Raw genomic sequence first — 26580 nt, 5'->3', positions numbered from 1 at the left:
GTCCGGATTTTATCCGAACTCTTTTTTTACTTTACATGAACGACTAATTCGTTATTTTCAACATCGACCACTACGTGGCTATTATCAGTAATCGTTCCTGCAATCAATTCTCTCGCTAATTTCGTTTCAACTTGACGCTGTACGTATCGTTTTAACGGACGAGCTCCGTACATCGGATCGAATCCAGCTTCTACAACAAATTCTTTTGCAGATTCCGTCAATTCTAATGATATGTGGCGATCTGCTAAACGCCCTTGTAATTCTTGTACAATCTTATCAACAATACCTTTAATTTCATTCCTTGTAAGAGGTTTAAATAAAATAATTTCATCGACACGGTTTAAGAATTCTGGTCGGAAATGTCCTCTTAATTGTCCCATTACAAGTTCTCTTGACTCTTCTTTAATAGAACCATCTTCTTCTAGCCCTTCTAATAAGTGAGCCGATCCAATATTTGAAGTCATAATAATAACTGTGTTTTTAAAGTCTACTGTACGTCCTTGTGAATCTGTAATGCGTCCATCGTCTAACATTTGTAATAAAATGTTGAATACTTCTGGATGTGCTTTTTCGATTTCATCTAACAAAATAACAGAATACGGTTTACGTCTTACTGCTTCTGTTAATTGTCCGCCTTCTTCATATCCAACATATCCAGGAGGCGCACCAATTAAGCGTGACACTGCGTGTTTCTCCATATACTCAGACATATCGATACGAATCATTTGCTCTTCACTGTCAAATAACGTTTGTGCTAACGTTTTTGCAAGCTCAGTTTTACCAACACCTGTAGGGCCTAAGAAAATGAATGAACCAATTGGACGATTCGGATCTTTAATGCCAGCGCGAGCACGAAGAACTGCGTCTGATACAAGGCTTACCGCTTCCTCTTGACCGATAACACGCTCTGATAAAATTTGTTCAAGACGTAATAATTTCTCACGTTCACCTTCAACAAGTTTTGCGACAGGAATACCAGTCCACCTTGAAACAATGTCTGCAATTTCTTCTTCACTTACTTCTTCGCGTAATAAACGATTCTCTTGTTTATTATGTGCACCCATCTCTTCCGCTTCTTTTAACTCTTTTTCGATAGCTGGAATTTTCCCGTGGCGAAGCTCAGCTGCTTTATTTAAATCGTAATTTCCTTCTGCTTCTTCTAACTCACGGCGCAAGCGCTCTAAATGTTCACGTAAGTCACGCACTTTATGAATGTCTTCTTTTTCTTTCTCCCATTTCGCTCTCATACTACTTGCAACTTCTTTTAAATCCGATAATTCACGTTGCAATGTTTTTAGGCGCTCTTGACTACCTAAGTCCTTTTCTTTCCCAAGAGCAGCTTCTTCAATTTCCAGCTGCATAATGCGGCGCGTTACTTCATCTAATTCTGTTGGCATAGAATCAATTTCTGTTCGAATTGTTGCACAAGCTTCATCAACAAGATCAATTGCTTTATCGGGCAAAAAACGATCTGAAATATATCGATCTGATAAAACAGATGCTGCTACAATCGCGCGGTCATGAATATTTACACCGTGATAAATTTCAAAACGCTCTTTTAAACCACGTAAAATGGAAATTGTATCCTCAACAGTTGGCTCTTCTGCTAATACTTGTTGGAAACGTCTTTCTAATGCTGGATCTTTCTCAATATATTTACGGTATTCATCTAATGTCGTTGCACCGATACAATGCAGTTCACCACGCGCTAGCATCGGTTTTAACATATTTCCTGCATCCATCGCTCCTTCTGTTTTACCAGCGCCGACGATTGTATGAAGTTCATCAATGAATAATAAAATGCGACCTTCACTCTTTTTAATTTCATTTAATACAGCTTGCAGGCGCTCTTCAAACTCACCGCGGAATTTCGCTCCGGCCACAAGTGCACTCATATCTAAAGCGAAAATTGTTCTATCTTTTAATCCTTCTGGGACATCTTTTTTCACAATACGCTGTGCTAATCCTTCAACAATTGCTGTTTTACCAACACCTGGTTCCCCGATTAAAACAGGGTTATTTTTCGTTTTACGTGAAAGAATGCGGATCACACGGCGAATTTCACTATCTCGGCCAATTACAGGATCAATTTTCCCTGCTCTTACTTCAGCCACTAAATCACGACCATATTTTTCTAACGCTTCATAAGTTGCTTCTGGATTTTGACTAGTCACTCTTTGATTCCCCCGAACTGTCATTAAAGACTGTAATAAATTATCTTTCGTAATATGAAATTTTGTGAATAATTGATTTATATTGCCTTTTTCTTCAGAAAAAGCAAGCAGTACATGTTCGACTGAAATGTAGTCATCTTGCAATTTCTCCGCTTCTTTTCCTGCCCTTACAAGCTGTTGTTGCAAAGCACCTGTTACATATAATTTCCCTGCCTCTGCCCCGCTTCCAGTTACAGAAGGCTTTTTCTTAATTAAACTTTCAGCGCCTTGCTTTAACGCTTCTATATCGACATTCATTTTTTGAAAAATACGTACTGTTAATCCGTCTTGCTGCTCTAATAACGTAAGCAATAGATGAACAGTATCTACTTCTTGATGATGATGAGATACCGCTAAAGATTGAGCACTCATAATCGCTTCCTGTGTTTTCGTTGTCATTTGATTTAAGTCCATCTTTACAGCCCTCCAAATGTTTGACTTTCTTTGACCTTTGATTTGATTATACGCCAACTGACTTTTTTATACAATAATTTTGCTTATGTAGTTCCAACTTATTATTGGAAAAAGAAAAAAGTAACATTCATTTTCCTAATCAAAAAAAGCCGCAATAACGATTGCGGCTTCTGTTACGGTTTTCTTTTATATGTCCACTGACGGTTATGATTTGCGTTCTCTGGAAACCTTTCCCCGGCAGTTAATTTCACCATTTGTGGATCTTTCACCATACTTCCCGTTTCACCAATTTCTACGTAAATGCCATCATTTGGCGCCTTTTGCCCTGAGCGAAACCTGCGATTTTGTCCCATTTCCATTCTCCTTCCATGACGTCTTGCCTCATTAGTATATCCATTTTAAAAGAAAGCTTTTCTGTCATGTTTAGGAAACAGTACTACCGTTTATCCATGTACATATATATAATTACACAAGCTTAAGCAGGAATTATTGGTATATTTGTTGAAAAAAAAGAAACCAACCTAAGTTTAGGCCAGTTCCAAAGGAGAGTCAAACATATACGAGAAGATTACATGTTCATTATAAGTCGCATCATCCAAACAATGTAACCCTTTTCACAATTTGTACATAATGAAAGAAACATTGTTTGAACTTTCTAAAAAGATATTGACTTTTCCCTGATTTCCAATGAGAAATAGTAGACACCACAGCGCTTCGCGACGTAAGATGGATATATAGTGAAACTTTCATCTACAGTAGTTTCACCCAGTCTAACCTCTTATTTCTGCATATTAAAAACGGAAATACAGATAGAAACAAAAAAATTATTATAAGAGGTGAAATTATGAGTAAACAACATTTAATCGCATTAGACTTAGACGGAACTTTATTAACAGACAACAAAATAATTTCTCCAAGAACGAAAAACACAATTGCAAAAGCAAAAGAACAAGGTCATATTGTCGTTATTTCAACAGGGCGCCCATTCCGCGCTAGTTACGATTATTATAAAGAACTTAGCCTTAACACACCAATCGTAAACTTTAATGGAGCTTACGTGCATCACCCTCTTGATTCAAGTTGGGGAACACATCACTCTCCTCTTGAACTTTCAACAGCGCAAGAAATCGTCCGAGCTTGCTTTGATTTCGGCGTGAAAAATGTCTATGCTGAAGTCATCGATGATGTGTATGTCCGTGAAATTGATGAAGATAAAAAACATATTTTTGAATTCGGTTCTCCAAAGATTTTCACAGGAGATTTATTAAATACTTTAAACGACCATCCAACTTGCTTATTAATCGATGCACATGACGAGCACTCTGCTGCAATTCGCCAACATTTAACAGATATGCATGCTGAAGTCATCGACCATAGAAAATGGGGTGCACCTTGGCCAATTATTGAAATTGTAAAAAGCGGATTAAATAAAGCTGTCGGATTACAAAAAATTTCAGGCCATTATAATATTCCTAAAGAGCGAATTATCGCTTTTGGTGATGAGGATAACGACTTTGAAATGATCGAATTTGCTGGTCACGGAATCGCAATGGGTAATGCAATTCCTGAATTAAAATCACTCGCAAATCATACGACATTAACGAATGAAGAAGATGGTATCGCTCTATATTTAGAAGAGGTTCTTGGATTGTAATCTAAAAATTCCCTGCTTATAGTTTCTCGCCAAACGCTCATACTATTATTAGACGCAAAAGTCAGCGCGTCAATTGTTTTCAGCTAAATAAAGGGGGTTTTTCGAATGGGTAAAAAGAACAAATCAAAACGTTTTATCCAGCAAGGAGCCGATGCTGTTATGAAGCATGATGCAAGATTCCCGTACAGAGGTACATTAGCTGAGGCAGAAAAAGCGAGAAGTAACTCTTCGTTTGGAGGGGTTTAATGGGAAACTTACTATTCCAACAAGCTAGAGACGCTGTTTCAAGTGCCGTTTCTTGTTCAAGTGGTGCTGAACAACAGGAACTCGTTTATAGAGCAAAAAACTCTTTGCACTCTGCTTATGCAAACTCTTCAACTGCTGAAAAAGTTCAGCTACGTGAAATGCAGGAGCAATTGCAAAACATTACGAATTCGCATTAAAAAAGAGGACCAGCTTTGGTCCTCTTTAATCTTTTCGAAATAACCCAAACACTCCGACCGTTTGCAGTATATTTGTAAATGCACCTGGGTCCACTTGTTTAATAACCCTCTCTAATTCGTACAGCTCGTAACGAGTAATAACAATCATTAACATTTCTTTATTTTCATTTGTATAAGCACCTGTTGCTGGTATAGTTGTAATCCCTCTCACTAAGCGAGAGTGAATCGCTTTTCGCACATCTGCCCCGTTCTTTGTAACAATTAATGCCGTAATCTTCACATGACGGGTATGAATCGCATCAATAATTCTCGTTGATATATACAAAGTGACTAAAGTATATAATGCTTTTTCCCATCCATACACATAGCCAGCAGCGATAATGATAATTGCATTAAAGAAGAAAAAATATGTACCGACAGGCTTATCTTTTATCTTTGATAAAATCATGGCAATAATATCTAGGCCACCTGTAGAAGCCCCCCACTTTAAAGCAACTCCTACCCCAATCGCGGAAATAATACCACCAAAAATCGCATTCAATATAATATCATTCGAAACCGCTCTAACTGGGATAATTTCTAAAAACAAAGTCATAAATATAACACAGAGAAAACTAAAAAACGTAAAAGCCTTTCCAACCTTTTTCCACGCTAAAATAACGACGGGAATATTAAATAAACTAAACAATACGCCCGTAGATATATGAATGGATAAAAAGTCACCTAATACTTGCGATAATAATTGAGACAATCCAGCAAAGCCACTCGCATATACTTTCGCTGGTGTTAAAAATAAATTCATCCCAATCGCATTTAATAAACCTGCAATAATCACAACGACTAACTTCTTAATAAGTTCAGTATAATTCAGCTTCAAATCCATTTCTAATCCACCTTTAGTATTCATGAATGCACCGCTATACATAGTCTTTACGAAAAAGGAAATGATAAACATACAACGTTTAGAAATGGAGTTGATACATATGCCACATACGAGCGATAACGAGAAAAAAGCACGCGACAATAATGCAAAGCGCACTCAAAAAAATGAACAAGAGCAAAAAAATATTCAGCAAGGGAAACGTGCATATTCTAAGAAAACCGATCACCTTTGATTACATCGTACATCAACGTTAATGTTGATGTACTTTTTTTTACATTTTACAGGGAAAAAACATTAAAAATTCACTTCATGTTCACTTCTATATTCTACAATAGCGATAACATATTCGGATGAGGTGTTAGCATGAAAGGAAAAAATACATTCATTATCACTGCACTAATAAGTATATTAATGCTATCTGCTTGCGGACAAAAAAATGACTCGGCCACAATCGCTACAACAACAAACTCAACCATTGCGAAGAGCGATTTCGAAAAACAATTGAAAGATCGATATGGAAAAGACATGCTATACGAAATGGTAGCACAAGATGTTATTACTAAAAAATATAAAGTATCTAATGATGCAGTAGATACAGAAGTAGAAAAAGCAAAAGATCAATATGGAGAACAATTCAAAGCAACACTAGAAAATAATCGTTTAAAAGATGAAGAAGATTTCAAAAATCAAATTAGATTCAAACTTTCATTAAATGAAGCGATTAAACAAAGCGTTACAGAAAAAGATGTGAAAGACCACTATAAACCAGAAATTAAAGCTAGTCATATTTTAGTAAGTGACGAAAATGAAGCGAAAGAAATAAAGAAGAAATTAGATACCGGCACTTCATTTGAAGAATTAGCGAAACAAGAGTCTCAAGATATATTATCAAAAGATAATGGCGGAGACCTCGGATACTTCGGGGCAGGCAAAATGACACCTGAATTTGAAAAAGCTGCCTACAAATTAAAGGTTGGACAAATTAGCAATCCCGTTAAATCACCAAACGGCTATCACATTATTAAACTAACTGATAAAAAAGATTTAAAACCTTACGATAAAGTGAAAGACTCTATACGTAAAGACTTAGAAGAAGAACGTATTGCCGACCCTTCCTTCGGTCAAAAATTATTACAAGATGAATTAAAAAAGGCGGATATTAAAATAAACGATAGCGATTTGAAAGATACATTTTCTCATCTTTTTGGGAAAGGGAACTAAAATAAAGCACGATCTTATTTTTTTAAATAAGGTCGTGCTTTTTATTCTTTCATTAATACTTTCAGCTTTTTCTTCAGACTTTTATAATGCCAATTGATGTGATCTAGTTCTACCTCTACTTCAATTAATATATCTATTAAGTCGTCTTTATTTTGCTGAGATTTCATAATATTTTCAAGCAATTTTTCGAATCTTTCACTACTCTCATATATATAATTTAAATCCACCGCTAATATTTCACGTTCTTTTTCAGGGCATAATACGGAAAGACGGTTTATTAATTGTTCTAGTACATTATCTTGCACTATCATGCCTCCCTTTTAATCCGATGCTCATACCTCTTTCTTTAACATTTCAAAATTAACCACGGATACCACAATACCTCTTCTGCCTTAATTTCCCCATCATCAATTAAATGGATAATCTGCTTTGCATCTTCATACTTATCAACAAGTGATAAATCATTTAATTTCTTGCCAAACGCTTCAAAATCCTCTTGTAAATTGTTATGAATAAAAGAATAAAAATTATTGTTACTAAAGCCACATATATCAAATCCTAATATTTCATCGTTTTCAACATCAACAGGTAATGAACTTTCGAGAAAGTCATATATAGAAACTTTAAAGTCATTTTCTTCTCGCTCATTCATTAAAAAATCCGTCCGATACTCTTCTGAAAGATGCAAACTAATAATCTCTAAATTTTCTATCCCTTTTAAATAATTTCGCTTAAAGAATCTCGCATCTCCTAAATTTTTAAAAGTATTCGGCCACGAGAACTTTTTTCTTCCATTAGTGTATCTAAAAAAGATTGTCCACTTTCATGTTCCTCTTTACTAATCTTCAACCTTACATTTATCATCTGAGCAATAGGATCATTTTTATTTGAATTACACCAAGGGAAAAACCAATAATCCGGAAATGTAGGCCGTATCCCATTACATATCGTTAAAATCGTTTGTGATAGTCCCTCAATATTGCATTCTTTATAGATAAGTTCCCTATCATAGGAAATTATGAGGTATCCAGCGTTATAAAATTTCATATGCATATCTCCTTTTCAAAGGGTTACTAAACATTCATTACAAATGTGGAATCCTCATACTTCCGGTTAGCTATACAGTTTCTACTTTACGGATGCTCTCTAGTTCCTTTATACTCATCAATAATATATCCTGAATAAGCAGTAGCCTGCCTCTCATATCCAATTCTCGTTAGTTTTATATCATTAATCCATTGGAAATAATGCGTGAGCTCATGCGCAATAGTAACCAGATAGTACCCTAAAGCTTTATCTTTTCCATTTTTCTGCACCGTATCATAATAATCCCCTGCCGAAATACGAATATACGGCTCAACATTTCGATCAAACGGCCCAAAGAAAGTACCATAGACTAGCTCTCCATCCATTGTCTTTATTTTATATGAAGTTTTCACATAAATAGGTACTCTAATTGGGAAAAAGTATTCTCGGCGCAACCATTTACAAAATTCCTTAATGGCTCTTCTTACTTCAGGATCAACATCTGTATCAAATTTCAATCGTAGTCCAGTACGATTACGCTTCTCTTCTAGATTATAATATTTCTCCCAATTTGTTAGTGTCCAAATATGCATATTATCATCCTAAGTACTTAATGTTTTTGATGCTTTCACCGTTGTAAAAAGTCAAAATACAGTGTAAAATCTATCAAGATTTTATATATAAACAGTACAAGCACTGTGATAAATCTCTTATATCCTTTTATTAGATTCATAGCCTTTGTAATCAATAACTTAAGAAATACTATAATCAGAACACCGCTCAAAAAAACATATAATAATTAAACATATATTTTTTTGATTGTATAACATACCTCTTCTACAATTTTAGCTTCCACCCAAAATGATGTTTCATACTCCCACTTTTCATTAATTAAGTCATTTTTAACAAAAGTAAAACATACTAGAAACCGATCCCTTTTAAGTTTCACTTCAAATTCTATTTCTTCTTCATCGGCACTCAATACAGCTTCCTTAATTTCTTTTCGTAGTAATGCTTCTAGTTTTTTCCCAAATCCAATTATTTCACTCGTCAAAAACATTGGCCCTTTATACTCATAATGGAAATTATTTGAGGATATAGCTAAGCGATTCAGTTGTAAATCACGTAAATACATCTCATCATCATTTGGATACATAGACCCAAATGATACAATGATTATCTTTTTTTCATCCCCTAAAAATACCAACTCAAGTTCTTTTCCTATTTCCACCATGCCACCTTCTTCCAATGTTTATCCTTCTGCGAGCGATGCCCTAGAGTAATAGCATCATATTCGTAACTTGCGATCACATTTCCTTCTCCATCTGTTTCGTATAGCGGATTACTTTGTATCAAAAAAGTGTATCTCATAAAACTTATAGGATACACTGAGTTTAACTAAACTAATTTTAAAAACATCCAATAACCTTTAAAACTTTAGTTTCCCCATCATAAAGAACTACATACAAGTATAAGTATTTCATTTATACACGTTCTATTACGTGTAAGTAGTAATCTATTATTTCCATCAGTTCTTTTTGAATACACTTTTCTGATGACATATTCATAAAACCTCGCTTACCAAAAAAAATAGCTATCCTCGACATATATCGCCTTACTGTAACTCTTGACTAATATGTTTCAACTGCTCTAATTAATAACTTCCGAGTATATTCATAAACATTTAATTGCTGTTGCAATTCTTCATATTTTGACTTCTCTCTAAATAAGAACGTATATTCGGGATACGTTTGATAAAAATTTTTATACAATAATCTCCTTTGATAAATAGTAATTTTTGTTTGAGATAAAACATAACTCAAACTTCCTTCAATTACCGAACAATAACTATAATAATCTTCAGCAAAGCAATCTATATTATGATCTAATTCGATGCGCTCAATATCATCTGAAGGATATGGAATTTCTAATTGCATTTTAGCATTCTGTATCTCTTGCAATAATTCTAAATTAATTTTTGCCATTGTAATATTCACAATCCATTCACTTATTAAATTCTTAGCGCTTTTTCTTTTTTCACCCATTATTCCAGTAAGTAACTATCTTACCGTTTTTAGTATAAATGCCACCTTTGAAAGCTGATCCGCCGACTAAACCAACGCCAACTGCTATTGCTACTTTCCAGCCATTCTTTTTATAAGCATTATATGCTGCGAATCCCGCATATCCAAACGGATTGTCTGCTGCGATACCTTTCGTATCACCCTTTAACACATTACCTCATGCATCATATTCATACGTTGCAACAACTTCTCTATTTTGATCTGTCATCGCAACTACATCACCACGAGGGTTATAGTGGTAGTATAACGTTTGTCCTTATAACTTTATAATCAACAAAAATTAATGTATACCAAAAGAGAGAGGAGCCTACATCAGCTCTTCCCTCTCTCACTTTTTCTGCATCCTATAGCTAGATTCCTTTTCCAATCCAAATAACGAACTCACTATCCATTTTTCATAAATTCTCTTCTATATAATTTTTAGCTACTTCATTATTTGGGTCATCTTTTAATATTTCCTTCGCCCAATTCATAGCTGATTTTTCTTCAAAAACATCATCTGGAACATTAGCAAAAAACAATAAAAACTCCCTATATTGCATATTATTAGGCTCCAATTCGATACACTTCTTTGCATGATAAAAAGCAGCTAGGTATGCCCCCTCTAAATGACATAGTGGATGACATAAAATATCTGATGCTAGTGAATGTAATCTAGCATCATTTCGACTCTCTAAATAACTAGTCAAGAAAGTGTATACAATAATATTTGGTTCATTAAAAGTCCATTCTATTAATAAATCATCTAATTCCTCCACGCTTATTTTATTTGCATGTGCTATCGCATTTACAATGTCTCCTCGATAAATTGCATCTTTTAACAAATTATTCATTATTTTACCCACCCATTTGATATATATATATTCCCGTTCTTCTTAACATACGTAACCGTTACCTGTTGCCCTTTCAAATTTCACTAACGCTTTTATAATTCATCTTCTACATAAAATACTACATTTTGAAAACTGCTTTTAAATTTCTCTATGTTATAGTTATCGTCACTTGCAAACATTAAAATTGAAGTATCAAAAAAACCAAACTCCATTACTGATCCTGGCAACGTTAAATTGTACTCATCTTTCCAATACTCTCTGTTTTCTGTAATAATTGGAGGTTCCGGAATATTTTCGAGGATTTTTTCATTTCCTTTCTCCACAGCAATCACCACTCCAAATATAAGTAAAACTTTATACTCTTTCAAAAAGCTATAAAGATCTTCACCTAAAATATAAAATTTTTCTTGCTCAAATATGGTATCCATCACTTCCACTCCGCCTTTATATACATGCGGCACCATATCTGCAAATATCCAATCATACTTGCTCATATCCTCAAATATAAATGAAAGCATTTCGTTTATATAACCTGAATCATCTGCTACATAAAATCTCATAGTATCACCACTTCTTTCTTAAAGGATACCACGTAGTATGCTGTGATTTTTCATTTCTCCATTTAAAATAATGTTTGTGAGGAACTACAGGGTGTTTCTTAGCATTTCCATGATTACTATAATCTATATCTTTTATAGCTCTACCCCGGTGATCATAATATCGCTTTTTATCTAACTTTCCATTTTTAAAGTGATATGTCACACTATTTTTCTTTGCACCATCTGTTGGTATTTTCCGCTGATCAAATACTACCTTTCTCTTCGGCGCCCCAATTTCCCCTTTATATTTCACTGTTTGCTTTACAGCACGCTTAGCCAATTGTTTACCTACAAAACGTCCTACATGTGGAGCAGCCATTCTAGCCCCATGTATAGCAAGTGGAACAAACCACGCTAAATGCCCATCCGGATCCACCATCATCACCGGATTATTATCACCATACGTATATCCATTCATTGTAATCGGATCGTCTTCATCACCCGGATCAGGATCCACCGATAAGAACACACCATGGTCTGGATTATAGTATCTCGCAATCAAGTAATACATACCAATCTCTTTATCATACATGTATCCCACATACCCAAATGGATTATCTACTGCGATTCCTTTTGTATAGACTCGAAGACAAAGAAAATATTATTTCGTCCAAAATCAAAAGTAGAAGGAATGTGTTATTTAAAATAAAAAAGTGTATCTCAAAATCAAACTATCTGTTTAGATTTTAAGATACACTTAATCGACTTTACTTTTCTTTTTCAAAAATACCAGCTAAAAACAAACTAATTCCTAAAAAAATAAATATCAATATGTTAATTTTGTAACTCAAGAGCGACATATATGAAGTAAAACTTATTAGGATGGCATATATTAGACTTACCACTAACACCGTTACCACTTTATATTGTCTCTTTTTTAACATAAACACCAATACAGCTAAAATTAAAACAATATTATATATACCAATCATTATATGTGTCATCTCCATTTTACTAATCTATCTCCTTCTTTTCTTAGAATTAGTTTTTTTCGGTCTATACTCCGTATATCCTTTTTTATACCCCTTATAATATCCATCTATATAAACCGCCATGTCCGGGATAAATCCTATTCCCCCAACAGATTTACTACCAACAAAAAAAGCTCCTTTAACCGCTGATTTCACTGTATTTTTTATTATTTGCTGTTTTGCAACACGCTGTCCGGGAGATAAGTTTGCAATTTGGTTTTTCGAGTTATTTTTAGATGTTTTCCATCCATAAGCCGCACCTATACTAAAAGTAACCAACTTATTCACTCCATTTCCAATTCCAGAAATTCCTTCATAACTACTTTTCACAGCACTCAATCCAGACTTAACTCCCTTAAAATGTGCATATCGTGTCCTGTTATTATAATATGGCATAGGTGTCGTACCCCAAGGACGATATGCCGAATGCCCATCCGGATCCACCATCATCACCGGGTTATTATCACCATACGTATACCCATTCTGCGTTACAGGATCATCTTCATCACCCGGATCAGGATCCACCGATAAGAACACACCATGCTCTGGATTATAATAACGAGCAATCAAGTAATACATACCAATTTCTTTATCATACATGTATCCCGCATATCCAAATGGATTATCTGCTGCGATACCTTTCGCTTCACTCTTTACTACGTTACCCCATGCATCATATTCATACGTTGCGACAACTTCTCTATTTTGATCTGTCATCGCAACTACATCACCACGAGGGTTATAGTGGTAGTATACTGTTTGTCCTTGCGATTTCATTGCTAGACGTGTACCACTTGTAGAATATACATATTGACGAAGGACTTTTCCACTTCCATCTGTTTCATACAATGGATTGATACTATCTCCATCATAGAAGTAACGTGTTACTGTTCCACTTATATTCTTTTCAATACGACGATTATCCTCGTCATACTTATATGTTGCAAATGCATTACTTTCCCCTTGTTTCGTAATCGCTACAATCTGGTCATCTTCATTCCATGTATACTTGTACTTTCCATCAGATGTACGGTTGCCATTCGCATCATACGTTAACAATCCATCCCTAAATTTTACAAGTTATTTTCCCATAGCATCAGAAGCACATATAAGGTTTGCTGTTTATTTAAAATAAAAAAGTGTATCCCAAAATCAAACTATTTGTTTAGATTTTGAGATACACCGAATCAACTTTACTTTTCTTTTTCAAAAATACTAGCTAATATTCCACTAATCATCAAAGCGATTAGTATTAATATATTAATTTTATTACTAAAGGACGACCTATATGGAGTATAGGTTGCTATGAATATATATATTAGACTCACTACTAACACCGTTACCACCTTATAGTGTCTCTTTTTTAACACCATCGCTAATACAACTACAATTAAACCAACATTATATACACCAATATTTCCTACATTTTATAAACTTCTTCTACACTGTCATAGCATACATAATATGAAAATAACAGCTAAGACCATAAATAATAAGTGCCATCATTGTAATATACCACTTTCCCCCGCACTTCTTTACATACTGCATAAGCCCCCAAAGGCAAAGTAATATAACTGATTGAACTACTAAAATTTTTAATGTCCCCAATAGTGTAGCTATCATAGAATAGGTAATCCATATACTCAAAAATGAACGTATAACTATAACCGCAGCAGCGATTTTTTGATAATAAAATAATTTTATACTACCCGCATAGTAATCTTGCAAAAGAATAACAGACGCTATTAAAATATTTAAAACAAGAATCAAAATAAATTCCAAAACCGCTATCAATTCTTCAATTCTCCTTCTTTAAATTTATTTACGCTTTCCTATCGCATTAGAAATACGCATTAACTTTGCTTTTGTAGAATTCTTCTTCGCTTTAGCTATACTCTCTAACCTCGCTCCTGGAAGCCTTCCAAAATGTTTTTTCGGATTTTTAGCCAATCGGGATACATTACGACCCACCTGTTTAAACGGGACAGTCACTCTTCCTTGGATAGTTTTCCCCAGAAGTCTTGCCCCCCTTTCACAGGAGTTATAAAACCTAAAACTCTCCCTACTCCTCCGAAAGCCAAACCACGTAAAGCACCTGTCCCTGTGGCTTTTAAAGCACCTTTCCAACTATATCCACTCTTCCTGTTTTTGTATAAATAAGAAGCTAATCCAAAACCAGCACCCATTGCTGCACTTGCAACCCACCATGGAGCATGCCCATCAGGATCGATCTTCATTACCGGATTATTGTCTGCATACGTATATCCATTCATTGTAACCGGATCATCCTCATCACCCGGATCCGGATCCAACGATAAGAACACGCCATGATCTGGATTATAATAACGCGCAATCAGATAATACACACCAATCTCTTTATCATACATGTATCCCGCATATCCAAATGGATTATCTGCTGCGATACCTTTCCTATCACTCTTTAATACGTTGCCCCATGCATCATATTCATACGTGGCTACAACTTCTTTATTTTGATTTGCCATCGCAACGACATCACTGTGACATATATAAAGAAAGAAGAGCCTATATTCGCTCTTCCTTCCACAAATCATTTCTCTATTTATTCTTCATCCTCTTCTACATCATATGATAGATCTTCATTTGCTTCATTCATACACACATTTAACAAATGAATCTTTCTAACCACTAATTTTTCTGGTGATATATTAATAGCCTCTAAAAGCAAACTGAATATACATGTAAGTACCAACACCATAAATAACAAAAGCAACTATAGTAATTAGCCAATTTTCACAATTTTTTTGTACATACTTCGAGCATGCCCAAATAAGAAGTAAAATAATTAATTGAATTACAATCACTTTTGAGACAGCAATTATAGTAATTTCCGTAACAAATATTACCCATGCCCCGAACAACATACGGGTACCAAAAATAATCGTCCCAATACGTGTTTCAGTATATTGTTTATTTATATTTATAAAAAATATATCTTGCAACATAACAGTTAATGTTAATACAGCTACTAAAGCCAAGATAGAAGCAAATTCTAAAATTTCTATAAACACTTTTAGTCTCCCTTCATTAACGTCTTCCCACTGCATTCGAAATCTTCATAAGTTTCGCTGTCGTTGAATTTTTAAATGCTTTTTTCCTTTGCTTTTTTGCCCTTTTCATTCCATCAAGTCTAGCACCTGGGGGCCTTTCATTTAACCTCGACTCTATTAATACCCATCACCTTACCTCAATGAAATAAAATATAACGGACACCATTACAAAAGATAATCCAAATATCAATAGACGGATCAATATAGAACTTGATGATAGTGGCGTAAAATACAATGCATAGAGAACAGCAAATGGGATGAAAAACATAGCTAATGAATACACCTTACTCCGAATAATAAGCCCAATAAACTTTACTCCGAAAAAGGCCATTACTATGATTCCGTACATCCATATTAATCGCTCATCGAATTCATTCATCCTATCACTCCTCTTAAATCTCTTTCCGAAACCTATAGACATCTAGCATTCAGCTAATTGATCTTACATAGACTTTCCTACTGTTGCCATAGTAGCAGGAATGTATTATTTAAAATAAAAAAGTGTATCCCAAAATTAAACTACCTGTTTAATTTTTGAGATACACTGAATCAGCTTTTCTTTACTTTTCTTTTTCAAAAAAGCCAGCTATGATAAAAAGCACACATAAAGAAAATACAACTAAACATTTAACCTTCCAACTAAAAAAATCAAAATAAGAAGTAAAAGCTATCAAAATCATATAAACGAATAATATTAACGCTACACTCAATCTCTTATATTCTTTTGCCCTCCAAGTAATAATTACAGCGTATATAATCCAACCAAAAGCAAAAACACCATAAATAATTTCACTACTAGACATATACCGCCCCTATCTCTTACTTTTCCTAGAGTTTCTTTTAGGATTATAATTTTTATATGCTGTTTTATAACCTTTATAATATCCATCTAAAAACACTCCTGTATCTGGAAGAAATCCATATATCCCCAAAGCCTTACTTCCCCTCATAATTAGTGCTTTAGTCGCTGTTTTTTTCGCATTATTCACAACTGCATATTTTCCGACTCTATTTCCAACTTTTACGCTACCTGCTTTTTGTTTTGATTGTTTTATAGATCCGGACCAACCTGCATATCCAGCTATTCCAAAAGGCATGACCTTCCCAGCTATGTTACCAGCTCCAGAAAAATTAAAACCATAGCTCTCAGCCCAACTTTTTATTCCCGCTCTTACTCCCCTAGAGTTGGCATAAGCTGTTCTTTTATCATAAACCCACAATTGTGTCGTCCCCCAAGGACGATATGCCCAATGCCCATCCGGATCCACATTCATCACCGGATTATTATCACCATACGTATACCCATTCTGCGTCACAGGATCATCACTATCACCCGGATCAGGATCCACCGATAAGAACACACCATGATCTGGATTATAGTATCTCGCAATCAAGTAATACATACTAATTTCTTTATCATACATGTATCCCGCATACCCAAATGGATTATCTGCGGCGATACCTTTCGTATCACTCTTTAATACGTTACCCCACGCATCATATTCATACGTGGCTACAACTTCTCTATTTTGATCTGTCATCGCAACTACATCACCACGAGGGTTATAGTGGTAGTATACTATTTGTCCTTGCGATTTCATTGCTAGACGTGTACCACTTGTAGAGTATACATATTGACGAAGTACAGTTCCACTTCCATCTGTTTCATACAATGGATTGATACTATCTCCATCATAGAAGTAGCGTGTTACGGTTCCACCTATATTCTTTTCAATACGGCGATTATCATCGTCATATTTATATGTTGCAAATGGATTACTCTCATCCTGTTTCGTAATCGCTACAATCTGGTCATCTTCATTCCATGTATACTTGTACTTCCCGTCAGATGTACGATTGCCATTCGCATCATACGTTAACGATTCGTTTCCGAATTTCACAAGCTGATTTCCTTCATTAAACGTTGCGGCCATAGACTTTGTTTCTTTTCCGTTCTCTACAACTTTCACACTCGTACGGTTTCCAAATCCATCATATGTGTACGATTTACTTGTTCCGTTTGGTAATGTCTCGTTTAATAGTTGGTTGATCGGGTCATATACAAAGTTTGTTTCTGTTACTTTTCCGCCCGCACCTTCATGTTTAATCTTCGTACGGTTACCCGCTTGGTCATATTCATATCGTTCAGAAAGTAGAATACTGTTTGACATACCTACTACTAAATCTTTAATCTTGTTCGCATGGTCATAGTTAAAGGTAGAACCTGAACCATTTCCTGCTGTATACGTACGAACATTCCCTTGATCATCATAATCAAATCGATACGTTTGAGAGCCATCTGTCACACGAATATTTTGATCTAACGTGTTGTAGTCATACGATACTTTATTTGTGTATCCACCTTGCGTTACTGTTTGTTCTTTTAGCTTTTCTGTCTTACTGTTTGCTTTGTCATGATACGTCCAGTCAATCTTTCCGCCCCGGCTATCCGTTGCACTTGTGACGCGGTCTGCCTTATCGTATGTTTTCGTACGTTCTACGCCGTTGACATGGTCTTTGACTTTCGTAACTTGTCCATTCTCATCACGTTCGAATGTAACTGAATCTTTTCCATTTCGCTTTTCACCAATGACGCGATCCGCTGAATCATATACAGATTCTAAAATCGAACCATTTGGCATTTTTGTCTGAATTTTGTTTGCATTTTCATCATATGTGTGTTCAATACGACGGTTTAACGCATCGATATACACTGTATTTTTATTATCTACATCATATTCATATTTGTGTGTTTGTGTTTTCCCACCAAACATGACAGATTTCTCTGTTGTATTTCCATTATGATCATAAAGATAGCTTACAGAGGTACCATTCTTTAATGTAACATTTGTTAATAGATTATCTTTATTGTAATCATATAATTTTGTATTTCCTTTTTCATCTGTCTCGCTCTTTTTATTTCCTGATGCATCGTACGTGAATGTATTTTTTTGCCCCTCTTCATCATATGCAGCAACCACATTTCCGTCGTTGTCGTACTCATTTTTAATAAGAGCATTTCCTTCTAATAAACGAACATCATCAAACCATACTTTTCCTTTATTATTGTTTCTAAATAATAGGTACACTTGAATACGCTTAATTGGTTTCTTAGCTGGAATGACAACCGCACTACGGTTCCAATCATTTGTCCCACTTGGGAATTTCGCTTGATAATTTTCACCGCTGCCATCTTGATAATGTACATCCGCCCAAATCGCATAGTCTCGTGATAGTTTATCTGGCGCATCATTTTCTACATTTTCAGATTTAGACATTCCTGTTAGCGTTAATGTTTCTGCCTTTTTCTGATTTAAGTCTATATGCTGACCATATCCTACATTTGAACCACCGTATTGGCTACGCTCTAATAAAATAGACGAACCTCCTGTAAAACTTTCCTGATGAGAAACATCTTTTGGATCACAACTTGTTCCGTCTCCTCGAATCCATCCAGGAATACATCCTTGTTCCGTTACATTCTCTACACTACTATTTGTAATAGGATTGAAACTAGAAGAAACTTCTCCTTTTTTAAAATAATCCCTAACACTTCAAAGAATACCAATAAAATACCGAATTTTCAATTAATTTGTCTTTTTTTACAAAAAAATGAAATAAAAAAAAGACCTATTTTCCTCCTAACAAACTAGAGAAAAATAAATCTTTTTATTCACTTTATTTTTTAAAGTAAGTCCAGCCTTCTTCTTGGTAAATCTTTTCTTCTTTCATCAGTTTACCAAGTGCACGCTTAAATGCAGCCTTACTCATATTGAAACGTTCTTTAATGTCTTCTGGGTTGCTCTTATCCCAAAACGGCATCGCTCCGCCTCGTTCTTCCATATATGCATAAAGTACTGCTGCATCATCTTCCATTCCTTCTTCTTTACGAGGAAGAAGTGAAATGTTGATTGTACCGTCATCTTTCACGTCAATGATACGGCCTGTTACGCGCTCACCGATGCGGACTTGTTCTTTTCTTTCTGTATGGTGTAAGAAAGCACGGAAATGCTCGTCAGTTAGTATGAATGAACCAACTTGAAGTGAGCGATACACACGTCCATTTACATTTTTATTACGCATAGATGGCGTTGCATCTACGATAATTTCTTGCATATCACTGTCTCTTGCCGGAAGAGCAATTAAACGATCACGATTCGTTAATTTTAACGTACAATATAATTCGTCGCCTTCCTGAGGCCATACTGGCATATAAATTGGAAACTCATCAAGTGGAATTAGTATATCTTTTGATACACCAATATCAACAAACACACCTAAACTAGGAATAACTTCTACAACCTTTACCCAATTCCAATCATGTGTTGTAATAATTGGTTCCTTCATTGTTGCTGAAATACGATTTTGGTGATCAAGGTACAAGAATACATCAATCGTATCGCCTTCTGCAATTTCTCCAGCTAATTCGTTTTTATGTAGGAAGATTTCTTCCTCTTCGTTTCCAACCATATATCCGATTTCCGTTTCGCGTAAAACAGTTACCTGTTCAATCGATCCTAATTGCAAATACATATTTTTTAATTCCCTTCTATATATATAAAGTTATCTTTTTTATCATTCCAAACAAAAGTTAATTATAACACGATTTTCCCTTTATTTGTCCAACTGCCCAAAATTCACTATAATTAAATAAAGACTTTATCTATAGGACTATATTACCCTACGGATGATCCGTCAAAACACTTAAGTTGCAACACTCTATCTAATCGATGTATTTTCCGCTATACTTTAATATGTATATTACATAGCCTATTTAGGTGCATTAAAAGATAGAAATTTATTTGGAGGTGCTAACTATGGCAAAAGAGAGTTCTTTTGACATCGTTTCGAAAGTAGAATTACCTGAAGTAACAAACGCAATTAACATCGCATTAAAGGAAATCCAAAACCGATATGACTTTAAAGGTAGTAAAAGTGATATTAAATTAGAAAAAGAAGTACTTGTTTTAACTTCTGATGACGAGTTCAAATTAGACCAAGTAAAAGACGTTCTAATTTCTAAACTTGTAAAACGTAACGTTCCAATTAAAAACTTGGACTACGGAAAAGTTGAGGCCGCATCTGGTAACACTGTTCGCCAACGTGCAACTCTGCAACAAGGTATCGATAAAGATAACGCGAAAAAAATCAACAACATCATTAAAGAAATGAAATTAAAAGTGAAAACACAAGTGCAAGATGACCAAGTACGCGTAACAGCAAAAAGCCGTGATGACTTACAAGCAGTAATCGCAGCCGTTCGCAGCGTTGACTTACCAATCGACGTACAGTTCATTAACTACCGCTAAAAAGAAACCTCCTCTATTCAGAGGAGGTTTTATACTTATTACGAGCAACAATATATTGCTTTATCAAATGATTTTTCTAGAATATACACTTTATCATTTTCAATTTTGTATTTAATATTATTTCTCTTAAGAACCGCTGTATCGACAGAATGAACACTATCGCCCCACTGAACAAATTCCCCATCGTCACCGTTGGCCCAAAAATACAAACTTACGAATACGATAAGAAGACAAAAACATAGAGCGAACAACTTCTTTCTCCTCAAATATCTCACCTCATCTTGAACTGTAAACAGACTACCCAAAAGAAGAGTTACTCATTTCCGTTTCTTTTTAACCACAATTAAAAATGCAATAAACAATACGTTCACACCAACTATTAAGGAAATAAATAACCAATTCACACCAGTTTCTTCACTAACTTTATACACATTCGACTCTTCGCGCTTTAAAACAAGGTGAAATTTTCCGTTTTCTTCTCTTATAATTTCGTCTTCTAACAATCCTCTTAACTCTTGTTTATCACCAATTGCACTTACAGGTAAGGAAACTTTTTGCGTTTCTTTCGTATTATTAATCGCTACTAATGTTACTTCGTCTTTATACTTTCTTTTTAGTATACTCATTCCATCTTTATCATATAGAAGTTCAAACGTACCGCGTCGTAAAGATGGTCTCGCTTGTCTAAGTTCACCTAGCTTCGTTATATGCTGCATAAACTTTTCATCCGATTTGAAATCCATTAATCGTCTATTATCTGGAGCATCCCCTCCATCTAATGCGATTTCAGTTCCGTAATAAAAATTCGGTATCCCTGGGGATGTATATAAGTAAGTGAGCGCTAGTTTTAAACGAGACGGCGGGTAATACATATTTTCTTTTGCAATACGCGCAAACCGCTTTGTTTCTTGATTATCTAAAAACGTAGCGAATTCCTCTTCTTTTACGCTCACATCATATAAAGGTTTCACAGACATATCTGCTTTTGAAAATGACTCTACTATTTTTTTATAGTACTCATTATCTTCCTTTGTCATAATGCGAAAATCTTTCTTTACCTTCTGCAAATCCTTTTGCACTTCATCCCAAAAAGTACGCGGCTTTTTTTCACTATGTATCACATAACTTCCGTCTAAATCAACTTCTTTTATCCACCATTTCATCGAGTCTATTAATCTTTGTTCATTTTCTTCATACGGAAATTGAAAGACAACTTTCATTCCTTTTTGATGAGCCTCATTTACAAGTTCTTTCACATCATTTTCTGTTCCGAAATGTTCATTTACTTTTTGAAAGTTTTGAACGCCTAATCCATCATACTTTTCACTTTCAAAAAGCGGAGAAAGCATGATAGTAGTAAATCCCATTTCTTTTATGTAGTCCAATCTTTTTATAATCCCTCTTATATCTCCGCCCTGATACCCTTCTAAATTACCAACATCTAACTGTTTGTCATTTTTCGGTTCTCCGTTATTGAAGCGATCAATCATAATGGAATATATAACTTCATCTCGCCATTCCCTTTTTTCTTCCGCAAAAGTATGTACTGGTACAAACAAAATAACAGCTAAACAAAAACAAATGAATAGTTCCTTAGTCCATATTTTTTTCACACGCATCCCCCAAACTTCCAATTGTAAGAATATTATACCAATTTTCAGAACAAATCGCATACGTTGATTTTATTCCTACAAAATACCTAATGTTAGGTTTTCTAACATAACTTAAAAAGCTTTCTGAATTTTTAGTTGATTTTTCTTTTTATTTCGAATATGATATGAAACATAACAAGTCGATGTTATTTTTTCTAACATCATAGGAGGAGAGAGAATGAATACGGGAGATACAGTTTTTATTTTTGTAACTACAGTAATGGTCATGTTGATGACACCAGGATTAGCACTTTTTTACGGGGGTATGGTTCGCAGTAAAAACGTACTCAGCACGACCATGCACAGTTATAGCGCAATGGCCATCGTTTCGATTCAATGGATTGTTATCGGTTATTCTTTATCATTTGGACCAGATTGGCACGGACTTATCGGCAATCTCGATTGGTTCGGTCTAAACGGAGTTACCTACGCACCAAACCCAGACTACTCATCTACTATTCCTCACAATTTATTTATGATGTTCCAACTCATGTTCGCTATTTTAACTCCCGCTTTAATTTCAGGGGCATTCGCCGAAAGAATGCGATTTTCTGCCTTTCTTATTTTTATCCTTCTTTGGACAACAATCGTTTACAATCCTGTCGCTCATTGGGTATGGGGCGTTGGCGGATGGCTGAGAGAACTCGGCGCATTGGACTTCGCTGGCGGTAATGTTGTTCATATCACATCTGGCGTTGCCGGTCTCGTATTAGCTATCTTCCTAGGAAAACGAAAAAACATAAGCGGTACCTCTCCTCATCATTTACCATTTACAATGTTAGGCGCAGGCTTACTTTGGTTCGGCTGGTTCGGTTTTAACGTCGGTAGTGCATTATCTTTAAATGACGTAGCTTTAACTGCATTTATTAATACAAATATAGCCGCCGCTGCCTCAGCTCTAACTTGGATGCTTTCTGAATGGTTCTTCCAATCAAAGCCGACTGCGATGGGAGCTGCTTGCGGGGTTGTTTCTGGTTTAGTCGCAATTACGCCAGCTTGCGGATTCGTTACACCTTTCTCCGCTCTTCTTATCGGAGCAATTGGCGGTATATTATGTTTCGGTGCTGTCTTCTTCTTAAAAAACAAATTCGGATACGATGATACACTTGATGCCTTTGGATGCCACGGCATCGGAGGAACTTGGGGCGGTATCGCAACTGGACTATTTGCAACTACTACTGTAAACGGTGATGGCGCTAACGGATTATTTTACGGGAATGCTGCACTTCTTTTCAAACAACTTGTAGCAATCGGGGCAACATATGCATTCACGATCATAATGACGTACGCCATTATTAAAGCCATTAACTTTTTCCTCCCTGTTCGCGTCGATGAGCATGAGGAACATATGGGGCTTGATATTTCGATGCATGGGGAGAAAGCTTATGAGTATACTGAGCGAGTGAACTAAAAAAAGAGAGGCAATCTATTGGTAGTAGATTGCCTCTCTTTTTATTGTACTTGTCGGCAGTATACCCCACCCAGTATTTACGTGAATATATCAGCGATTCTTTCAATATATCGACGTTTCGATACAACATATCGATTTACCAATAAATTCCGACATAACGAAACCGAAAAACACCCCTGCATAAGTTACGAATCACCGTATTTACTTTTATTCAAACTTAATATAATAAGAAACGCAATCGCTATTACAGCTAAAAAGCGAACTGGATTAAACGGTGTTCCTACCGTTTCATTAAAACGATGATAAATGAAAGGGATCATTTCAAGAACCATTAGCCCCATCGCAATTTTAAATGTCTCAGCCATCGCTTTATTTTTTATAAACGTAGCACGTTCATCACCTTGTTTTCCAATCGCTATAAACATTTTTATAATAGCAAACACTACAAATAAAAAGACACTTAATGCAATAATAAAAATCAAAACATCCATCAAAATACACCCCTTATATGTAAAACTCATTTGACAAGAGTATAACATTTTTTACATTTGATGTAAAACATCTTTTACATACAAAAAAGACGACCGTTTAACAGTCGTCTTTTCCTATTTATTTCGGAGTATTTCCTACATATTGCGTAATATCAACATTTAATGCCTGCGCTAAACGCATACCGTACTCTTGATCTGCACGGAAGAAGTTACAAACAGCTAGTAATTTCGTGCGTTCATTTACGTCTTTTAAGTCATTTGTTAAGTTTGCAATTAAGTTATCTTGCTCTTCTTTAGAGAATGAACGGTAACGCTCACCCGCTTGTTTGAAGTCATTTGGTTTCTCAATTTTTTCACGAGATACGTAGCCTTCTACTTTCATAGTTGAATCGCGGTAAGCTGGATCTTCAACCGGATTTTCTGTATGACGGCTCGGCTCGTAGTTGATTGTAGATGGGTTTTGATCGATTTGCATCGCACCATCACGTTGTTGGTTACGAACAGCTGCATACGGGCAATTCACAGGAATTTGCAAGTAGTTTGCACCAAGGCGGTAACGCTGTGTATCTGGGTAAGAGAATAAACGACCTTGTAATAATTTATCTTCAGATGGTTCAATACCATTTACAGTTGCACTTGGAGAGAACGCTACTTGCTCTACTTCCGCGAAGAAGTTTTTCGGATTACGTTTTAACGTCATTGTCCCTACTTCAATTAACGGGAAGCGATCTTCTGGCCATACTTTCGTTGGATCTAGTGGATCGAAATCTAAAGAATCCGTTTCATCTAATTGCATTACTTGTACGTGTAAATCCCATTTCGGATAGTTTCCTTTTTCGATTGCATCAAATAAGTCACGAGTTGCATGGTTGAAGTCTTTTCCTTGTACTTGCTCCACTTCTTTTGCACTTAAATTACGTACGCCTTGCTGTGGTTTCCAATGATATTTAATGTAAACGATTTTACCTTCTGCATTAATCCATTTAAATGAATGTACGCCGAATCCTTCCATTTCACGGTAGTTTGCCGGTGTACCATAATCAGAAAATACCCATGTCATCATATGTGTAGATTCTGGAGTTAACGTCATGAAATCCCAGTAACGATCTGGCGTTTGAACATTTGTATCAGGTGCTGGCTTTAAAGAATGCACCATGTCAGGGAATTTAATTGCATCACGAATGAAGAAAACTGGTAAATGGTTACCTACGATATCGTAATTTCCTTCTTCTGTATAAAATTTAACAGCGAACCCGCGCGGATCACGAGCTGTTTCCGGAGAACCTTGGCCATGAATAACCGTTGAAAAACGAACGAATACAGGTGTTTCAGTTCCTTCATTTTGTAAAAAAGCTGCTTTCGTATATTGCTTCATGCTGTTTTTCGTTACGAATACACCGTGAGCACCTGCACCACGTGCATGCACAACACGCTCCGGAATACGTTCACGATCAAAGTGAGCAAGTTTTTCTACTAAATGATAGTCTTCTAACAATACCGGTCCACGGCGACCAGCTGTACGAGAATTTTGGTTATCTCCAACTGGAGCACCTTGGTTTGTTGTTAAGCGATTATTTGGATTCATCTAGGGGGATCCTCCTCTTTCTTTCGCAGTAATTATTATTTATTTAGAATTATTATAAACTAATTATTATTCAAAACTAAATCCTTGTCAACTATTTCCTTCATTTTTTTGGAAACCATTTCAGCTAAGCGATCAATAAATACAGATTGTGCATTCGGCATATTTGGTCTAAAATATGCCGCATTTAATTCATCAGTTACAACTTTACATTCATAATCGGCGTCATATAAAACTTCTAAATCGAGCAATGTGTTTTAAACCTAAGCAACAAGCAAATTCATACTCTGTAAACATTTTATTCATTGAATCTGTTAATTTATGCGCCTACTCTTTCGTTATTTTCGCAAGCGGTGAAATTCCACCAATTGCTTTATACCGTTCGATTAACTCTTGGGGCGCTTCTTCAGACGGCTTATGCCCGTGACGAAGGTGAGTATAATACGCCTCTACATCACCTAATGACTCTGGCGTTCCATACACCATCACAAGCAAACCTATTTTCTTATTCGTCATCTATATGACAACTCAATTTTTGAAATGAGAATCTTTTTCAAGAACATTTGTTTTCAAGTATAACAAGCAATAATAAATACGTCAAAATAATAATTATAAATAAGTATTATTTCTAATATAATTTTGAATTTTATATGATAATTCATTTAATAAAAAAGCAGCTCACAACAATTTGCAAGCCGCCCTTTT

At 35.4% G+C, this 26580-nt stretch carries 29 protein-coding genes and 5 pseudogenes; 7 read left to right on the top strand and 27 right to left on the bottom strand.

Translation table 11 applies throughout. The features are described from left to right. Positions 1-26: 26 nt before the first annotated feature. A complete protein-coding gene (gene clpB / locus V7038_RS00775) occupies positions 27-2627 on the bottom strand; it encodes an ATP-dependent chaperone ClpB (RefSeq protein ID WP_335468755.1) in 2601 nt (866 codons plus the stop codon). A gap of 173 nt (positions 2628-2800) precedes the next feature. Then, positions 2801-2980, bottom strand: a complete 180-nt coding sequence (locus tag V7038_RS00770; RefSeq protein WP_002117000.1) for a YjzC family protein — start codon at positions 2978-2980, stop codon at positions 2801-2803. 491 nt (positions 2981-3471) lie between these two features. Here V7038_RS00770 and V7038_RS00765 point away from each other — a divergent pair, with 491 nt between their 5' ends. The 3 genes from V7038_RS00765 to V7038_RS00755 all read left to right on the top strand — a co-directional run bounded on the left by V7038_RS00765 (position 3472) and on the right by V7038_RS00755 (position 4724). After that, positions 3472-4281, top strand: coding sequence for a Cof-type HAD-IIB family hydrolase (locus V7038_RS00765; protein ID WP_070128112.1), 810 nt, complete (start codon positions 3472-3474; stop codon positions 4279-4281). A 105-nt stretch (positions 4282-4386) separates the two neighbouring features. Then, the gene (locus V7038_RS00760; RefSeq protein ID WP_000516816.1) at positions 4387-4527 is read left to right on the top strand and encodes a hypothetical protein; all 141 of its coding nucleotides are present in this window, start codon (positions 4387-4389) and stop codon (positions 4525-4527) included. Continuing rightward, entirely contained in the window at positions 4527-4724 is a 198-nt protein-coding gene (locus V7038_RS00755) for a DUF3813 domain-containing protein (RefSeq protein ID WP_002011309.1), read from the top strand. Before V7038_RS00760 ends, V7038_RS00755 begins: the two co-directional genes overlap by 1 nt. 25 nt (positions 4725-4749) lie before the next feature. Here the strand turns inward: V7038_RS00755 and V7038_RS00750 are convergent, their stop codons facing one another. After that, a complete protein-coding gene (locus V7038_RS00750) occupies positions 4750-5607 on the bottom strand; it encodes a YitT family protein (RefSeq protein WP_002201384.1) in 858 nt (285 codons plus the stop codon). 100 nt (positions 5608-5707) lie between these two features. Between V7038_RS00750 and V7038_RS00745 the strand changes: the two genes are divergently transcribed. Together V7038_RS00745 and prsA are read left to right on the top strand one after the other, a co-directional pair. Then, on the top strand, positions 5708-5839 hold the full coding sequence (locus V7038_RS00745) for a DUF3941 domain-containing protein (RefSeq protein WP_002202782.1): 132 nt from the start codon (positions 5708-5710) through the stop codon (positions 5837-5839). Positions 5840-5970: 131 nt separating this feature from the next. Next, on the top strand, positions 5971-6828 hold the full coding sequence (prsA, locus tag V7038_RS00740; protein ID WP_070128111.1) for a peptidylprolyl isomerase PrsA: 858 nt from the start codon (positions 5971-5973) through the stop codon (positions 6826-6828). A 41-nt stretch (positions 6829-6869) separates the two neighbouring features. Here the strand turns inward: prsA and V7038_RS00735 are convergent, their stop codons facing one another. The 19 genes and pseudogenes from V7038_RS00735 to V7038_RS00645 all read right to left on the bottom strand — a co-directional run bounded on the left by V7038_RS00735 (position 6870) and on the right by V7038_RS00645 (position 19963). Then, the gene (locus V7038_RS00735; protein ID WP_002201386.1) at positions 6870-7133 is read right to left on the bottom strand and encodes a hypothetical protein; all 264 of its coding nucleotides are present in this window, start codon (positions 7131-7133) and stop codon (positions 6870-6872) included. Positions 7134-7174: 41 nt separating this feature from the next. After that, positions 7175-7875, bottom strand: a pseudogene (locus tag V7038_RS00730) (hypothetical protein). Positions 7876-7961: 86 nt separating this feature from the next. Next, positions 7962-8447, bottom strand: coding sequence for a hypothetical protein (locus V7038_RS00725; protein ID WP_070128109.1), 486 nt, complete (start codon positions 8445-8447; stop codon positions 7962-7964). A gap of 206 nt (positions 8448-8653) precedes the next feature. Further along, positions 8654-9088, bottom strand: coding sequence for a WapI family immunity protein (locus V7038_RS00720; RefSeq protein WP_223260359.1), 435 nt, complete (start codon positions 9086-9088; stop codon positions 8654-8656). Next, on the bottom strand, positions 9076-9210 hold the full coding sequence (locus V7038_RS00715; RefSeq protein ID WP_265191496.1) for a hypothetical protein: 135 nt from the start codon (positions 9208-9210) through the stop codon (positions 9076-9078). Before V7038_RS00715 ends, V7038_RS00720 begins: the two co-directional genes overlap by 13 nt. Before the next feature lie 275 nt (positions 9211-9485). Then, complete coding sequence (locus tag V7038_RS00710; protein WP_236735742.1) at positions 9486-9851, bottom strand: YxiJ-like family protein; 366 nt, start codon at positions 9849-9851, stop codon at positions 9486-9488. A gap of 178 nt (positions 9852-10029) precedes the next feature. Continuing rightward, positions 10030-10194 (bottom strand): annotated as a pseudogene (locus V7038_RS00705) (RHS repeat-associated core domain-containing protein); the annotation flags it as partial. Positions 10195-10333: 139 nt separating this feature from the next. Continuing rightward, positions 10334-10771 carry a hypothetical protein gene (locus V7038_RS00700; protein WP_070128105.1) on the bottom strand — a complete coding sequence of 146 codons (438 nt, stop codon included), beginning with the start codon at positions 10769-10771 and terminating at the stop codon, positions 10334-10336. After that, positions 10771-10848 (bottom strand): polymorphic toxin type 35 domain-containing protein, encoded by a 78-nt coding sequence (locus V7038_RS00695; protein ID WP_088073829.1) that lies wholly within the window; start codon positions 10846-10848, stop codon positions 10771-10773. Before V7038_RS00695 ends, V7038_RS00700 begins: the two co-directional genes overlap by 1 nt. Positions 10849-10863: 15 nt before the next feature. Next, positions 10864-11331, bottom strand: a complete 468-nt coding sequence (locus tag V7038_RS00690; protein ID WP_070128104.1) for a hypothetical protein — start codon at positions 11329-11331, stop codon at positions 10864-10866. Between the two features lie 4 nt (positions 11332-11335). Continuing rightward, positions 11336-11947: pseudogene (locus tag V7038_RS29475) on the bottom strand (RHS repeat-associated core domain-containing protein); the annotation flags it as partial. A gap of 382 nt (positions 11948-12329) precedes the next feature. Continuing rightward, on the bottom strand, positions 12330-13400 hold the full coding sequence (locus V7038_RS00680) for an RHS repeat-associated core domain-containing protein (protein WP_335468751.1): 1071 nt from the start codon (positions 13398-13400) through the stop codon (positions 12330-12332). Positions 13401-13781: 381 nt separating this feature from the next. Further along, a complete protein-coding gene (locus V7038_RS00675; protein WP_070128101.1) occupies positions 13782-14135 on the bottom strand; it encodes a hypothetical protein in 354 nt (117 codons plus the stop codon). A gap of 194 nt (positions 14136-14329) precedes the next feature. Further along, a pseudogene (locus V7038_RS00670) lies at positions 14330-14884 on the bottom strand (RHS repeat-associated core domain-containing protein); the annotation flags it as partial. A gap of 144 nt (positions 14885-15028) precedes the next feature. Then, positions 15029-15391, bottom strand: coding sequence for a hypothetical protein (locus V7038_RS00665; RefSeq protein ID WP_335468792.1), 363 nt, complete (start codon positions 15389-15391; stop codon positions 15029-15031). A 166-nt stretch (positions 15392-15557) separates the two neighbouring features. Continuing rightward, positions 15558-15809 (bottom strand): hypothetical protein, encoded by a 252-nt coding sequence (locus V7038_RS00660; protein ID WP_335468748.1) that lies wholly within the window; start codon positions 15807-15809, stop codon positions 15558-15560. 181 nt (positions 15810-15990) lie between these two features. Further along, positions 15991-16233, bottom strand: coding sequence for a hypothetical protein (locus V7038_RS00655; protein ID WP_002201393.1), 243 nt, complete (start codon positions 16231-16233; stop codon positions 15991-15993). Positions 16234-16242: 9 nt separating this feature from the next. Continuing rightward, positions 16243-18204, bottom strand: a complete 1962-nt coding sequence (locus tag V7038_RS00650) for an RHS repeat domain-containing protein (protein ID WP_438825099.1) — start codon at positions 18202-18204, stop codon at positions 16243-16245. Between the two features lie 904 nt (positions 18205-19108). Then, complete coding sequence (locus V7038_RS00645; RefSeq protein WP_002011240.1) at positions 19109-19963, bottom strand: CvfB family protein; 855 nt, start codon at positions 19961-19963, stop codon at positions 19109-19111. 284 nt (positions 19964-20247) lie between these two features. Here V7038_RS00645 and V7038_RS00640 point away from each other — a divergent pair, with 284 nt between their 5' ends. Then, positions 20248-20739 carry a YajQ family cyclic di-GMP-binding protein gene (locus tag V7038_RS00640; RefSeq protein WP_002149870.1) on the top strand — a complete coding sequence of 164 codons (492 nt, stop codon included), beginning with the start codon at positions 20248-20250 and terminating at the stop codon, positions 20737-20739. 38 nt (positions 20740-20777) lie between these two features. On the opposite strand, the gene V7038_RS00635 is transcribed toward V7038_RS00640, so the two are convergent. Both V7038_RS00635 and V7038_RS00630 read right to left on the bottom strand, forming a co-directional pair. Further along, a complete protein-coding gene (locus V7038_RS00635) occupies positions 20778-21005 on the bottom strand; it encodes a hypothetical protein (RefSeq protein WP_335468746.1) in 228 nt (75 codons plus the stop codon). Between the two features lie 51 nt (positions 21006-21056). Next, positions 21057-22412, bottom strand: coding sequence for an alpha-amylase family glycosyl hydrolase (locus tag V7038_RS00630; RefSeq protein WP_335468744.1), 1356 nt, complete (start codon positions 22410-22412; stop codon positions 21057-21059). Positions 22413-22569: 157 nt separating this feature from the next. Between V7038_RS00630 and V7038_RS00625 the strand changes: the two genes are divergently transcribed. Beyond that, complete coding sequence (locus V7038_RS00625) at positions 22570-23802, top strand: ammonium transporter (RefSeq protein ID WP_335468742.1); 1233 nt, start codon at positions 22570-22572, stop codon at positions 23800-23802. Positions 23803-23987: 185 nt separating this feature from the next. Here V7038_RS00625 and V7038_RS00620 read toward each other — a convergent pair whose 3' ends face one another. The 3 genes and pseudogenes from V7038_RS00620 to V7038_RS00610 all read right to left on the bottom strand — a co-directional run bounded on the left by V7038_RS00620 (position 23988) and on the right by V7038_RS00610 (position 26391). After that, a complete protein-coding gene (locus V7038_RS00620; protein WP_000382767.1) occupies positions 23988-24293 on the bottom strand; it encodes a hypothetical protein in 306 nt (101 codons plus the stop codon). Between the two features lie 118 nt (positions 24294-24411). Further along, positions 24412-25878 carry a catalase KatB gene (gene katB, locus V7038_RS00615; protein ID WP_335468737.1) on the bottom strand — a complete coding sequence of 489 codons (1467 nt, stop codon included), beginning with the start codon at positions 25876-25878 and terminating at the stop codon, positions 24412-24414. A gap of 59 nt (positions 25879-25937) precedes the next feature. Then, a pseudogene (locus V7038_RS00610) lies at positions 25938-26391 on the bottom strand (ferrochelatase). Positions 26392-26580 lie beyond the last annotated feature (189 nt).

Source organism: Bacillus sp. JJ783, from assembly GCF_036963225.1.
GTDB lineage: Bacteria > Bacillota > Bacilli > Bacillales > Bacillaceae_G > Bacillus_A > Bacillus_A cereus_U.
This window is presented reverse-complemented; position numbering and strand designations above follow the sequence as displayed.

Bases quoted from the DNA above. Each gene is read 5' to 3' on its own strand.
- clpB (WP_335468755.1), bottom strand. From the start codon at position 2,627: ATGGACTTAAATCAAATGACAACGAAAACACAGGAAGCGATTATGAGT.
- V7038_RS00770 (WP_002117000.1), bottom strand. From the start codon at position 2,980: ATGGGACAAAATCGCAGGTTTCGCTCAGGGCAAAAGGCGCCAAATGAT.
- V7038_RS00765 (WP_070128112.1), top strand. From the start codon at position 3,472: ATGAGTAAACAACATTTAATCGCATTAGACTTAGACGGAACTTTATTA.
- V7038_RS00760 (WP_000516816.1), top strand. From the start codon at position 4,387: ATGGGTAAAAAGAACAAATCAAAACGTTTTATCCAGCAAGGAGCCGAT.
- V7038_RS00755 (WP_002011309.1), top strand. From the start codon at position 4,527: ATGGGAAACTTACTATTCCAACAAGCTAGAGACGCTGTTTCAAGTGCC.
- V7038_RS00750 (WP_002201384.1), bottom strand. From the start codon at position 5,607: ATGGATTTGAAGCTGAATTATACTGAACTTATTAAGAAGTTAGTCGTT.
- V7038_RS00745 (WP_002202782.1), top strand. From the start codon at position 5,708: ATGCCACATACGAGCGATAACGAGAAAAAAGCACGCGACAATAATGCA.
- prsA (WP_070128111.1), top strand. From the start codon at position 5,971: ATGAAAGGAAAAAATACATTCATTATCACTGCACTAATAAGTATATTA.
- V7038_RS00725 (WP_070128109.1), bottom strand. From the start codon at position 8,447: ATGCATATTTGGACACTAACAAATTGGGAGAAATATTATAATCTAGAA.
- V7038_RS00720 (WP_223260359.1), bottom strand. From the start codon at position 9,088: ATGGTGGAAATAGGAAAAGAACTTGAGTTGGTATTTTTAGGGGATGAA.
- V7038_RS00700 (WP_070128105.1), bottom strand. From the start codon at position 10,771: ATGAATAATTTGTTAAAAGATGCAATTTATCGAGGAGACATTGTAAAT.
- V7038_RS00690 (WP_070128104.1), bottom strand. From the start codon at position 11,331: ATGAGATTTTATGTAGCAGATGATTCAGGTTATATAAACGAAATGCTT.
- V7038_RS00660 (WP_335468748.1), bottom strand. From the start codon at position 15,809: ATGAATGAATTCGATGAGCGATTAATATGGATGTACGGAATCATAGTA.
- V7038_RS00655 (WP_002201393.1), bottom strand. From the start codon at position 16,233: ATGTCTAGTAGTGAAATTATTTATGGTGTTTTTGCTTTTGGTTGGATT.
- V7038_RS00650 (WP_438825099.1), bottom strand. From the start codon at position 18,204: ATGTTTGGTGGGAAAACACAAACACACAAATATGAATATGATGTAGAT.
- V7038_RS00645 (WP_002011240.1), bottom strand. From the start codon at position 19,963: ATGTATTTGCAATTAGGATCGATTGAACAGGTAACTGTTTTACGCGAA.
- V7038_RS00640 (WP_002149870.1), top strand. From the start codon at position 20,248: ATGGCAAAAGAGAGTTCTTTTGACATCGTTTCGAAAGTAGAATTACCT.
- V7038_RS00630 (WP_335468744.1), bottom strand. From the start codon at position 22,412: ATGCGATTTGTTCTGAAAATTGGTATAATATTCTTACAATTGGAAGTT.
- V7038_RS00625 (WP_335468742.1), top strand. From the start codon at position 22,570: ATGAATACGGGAGATACAGTTTTTATTTTTGTAACTACAGTAATGGTC.
- V7038_RS00620 (WP_000382767.1), bottom strand. From the start codon at position 24,293: ATGGATGTTTTGATTTTTATTATTGCATTAAGTGTCTTTTTATTTGTA.
- katB (WP_335468737.1), bottom strand. From the start codon at position 25,878: ATGAATCCAAATAATCGCTTAACAACAAACCAAGGTGCTCCAGTTGGA.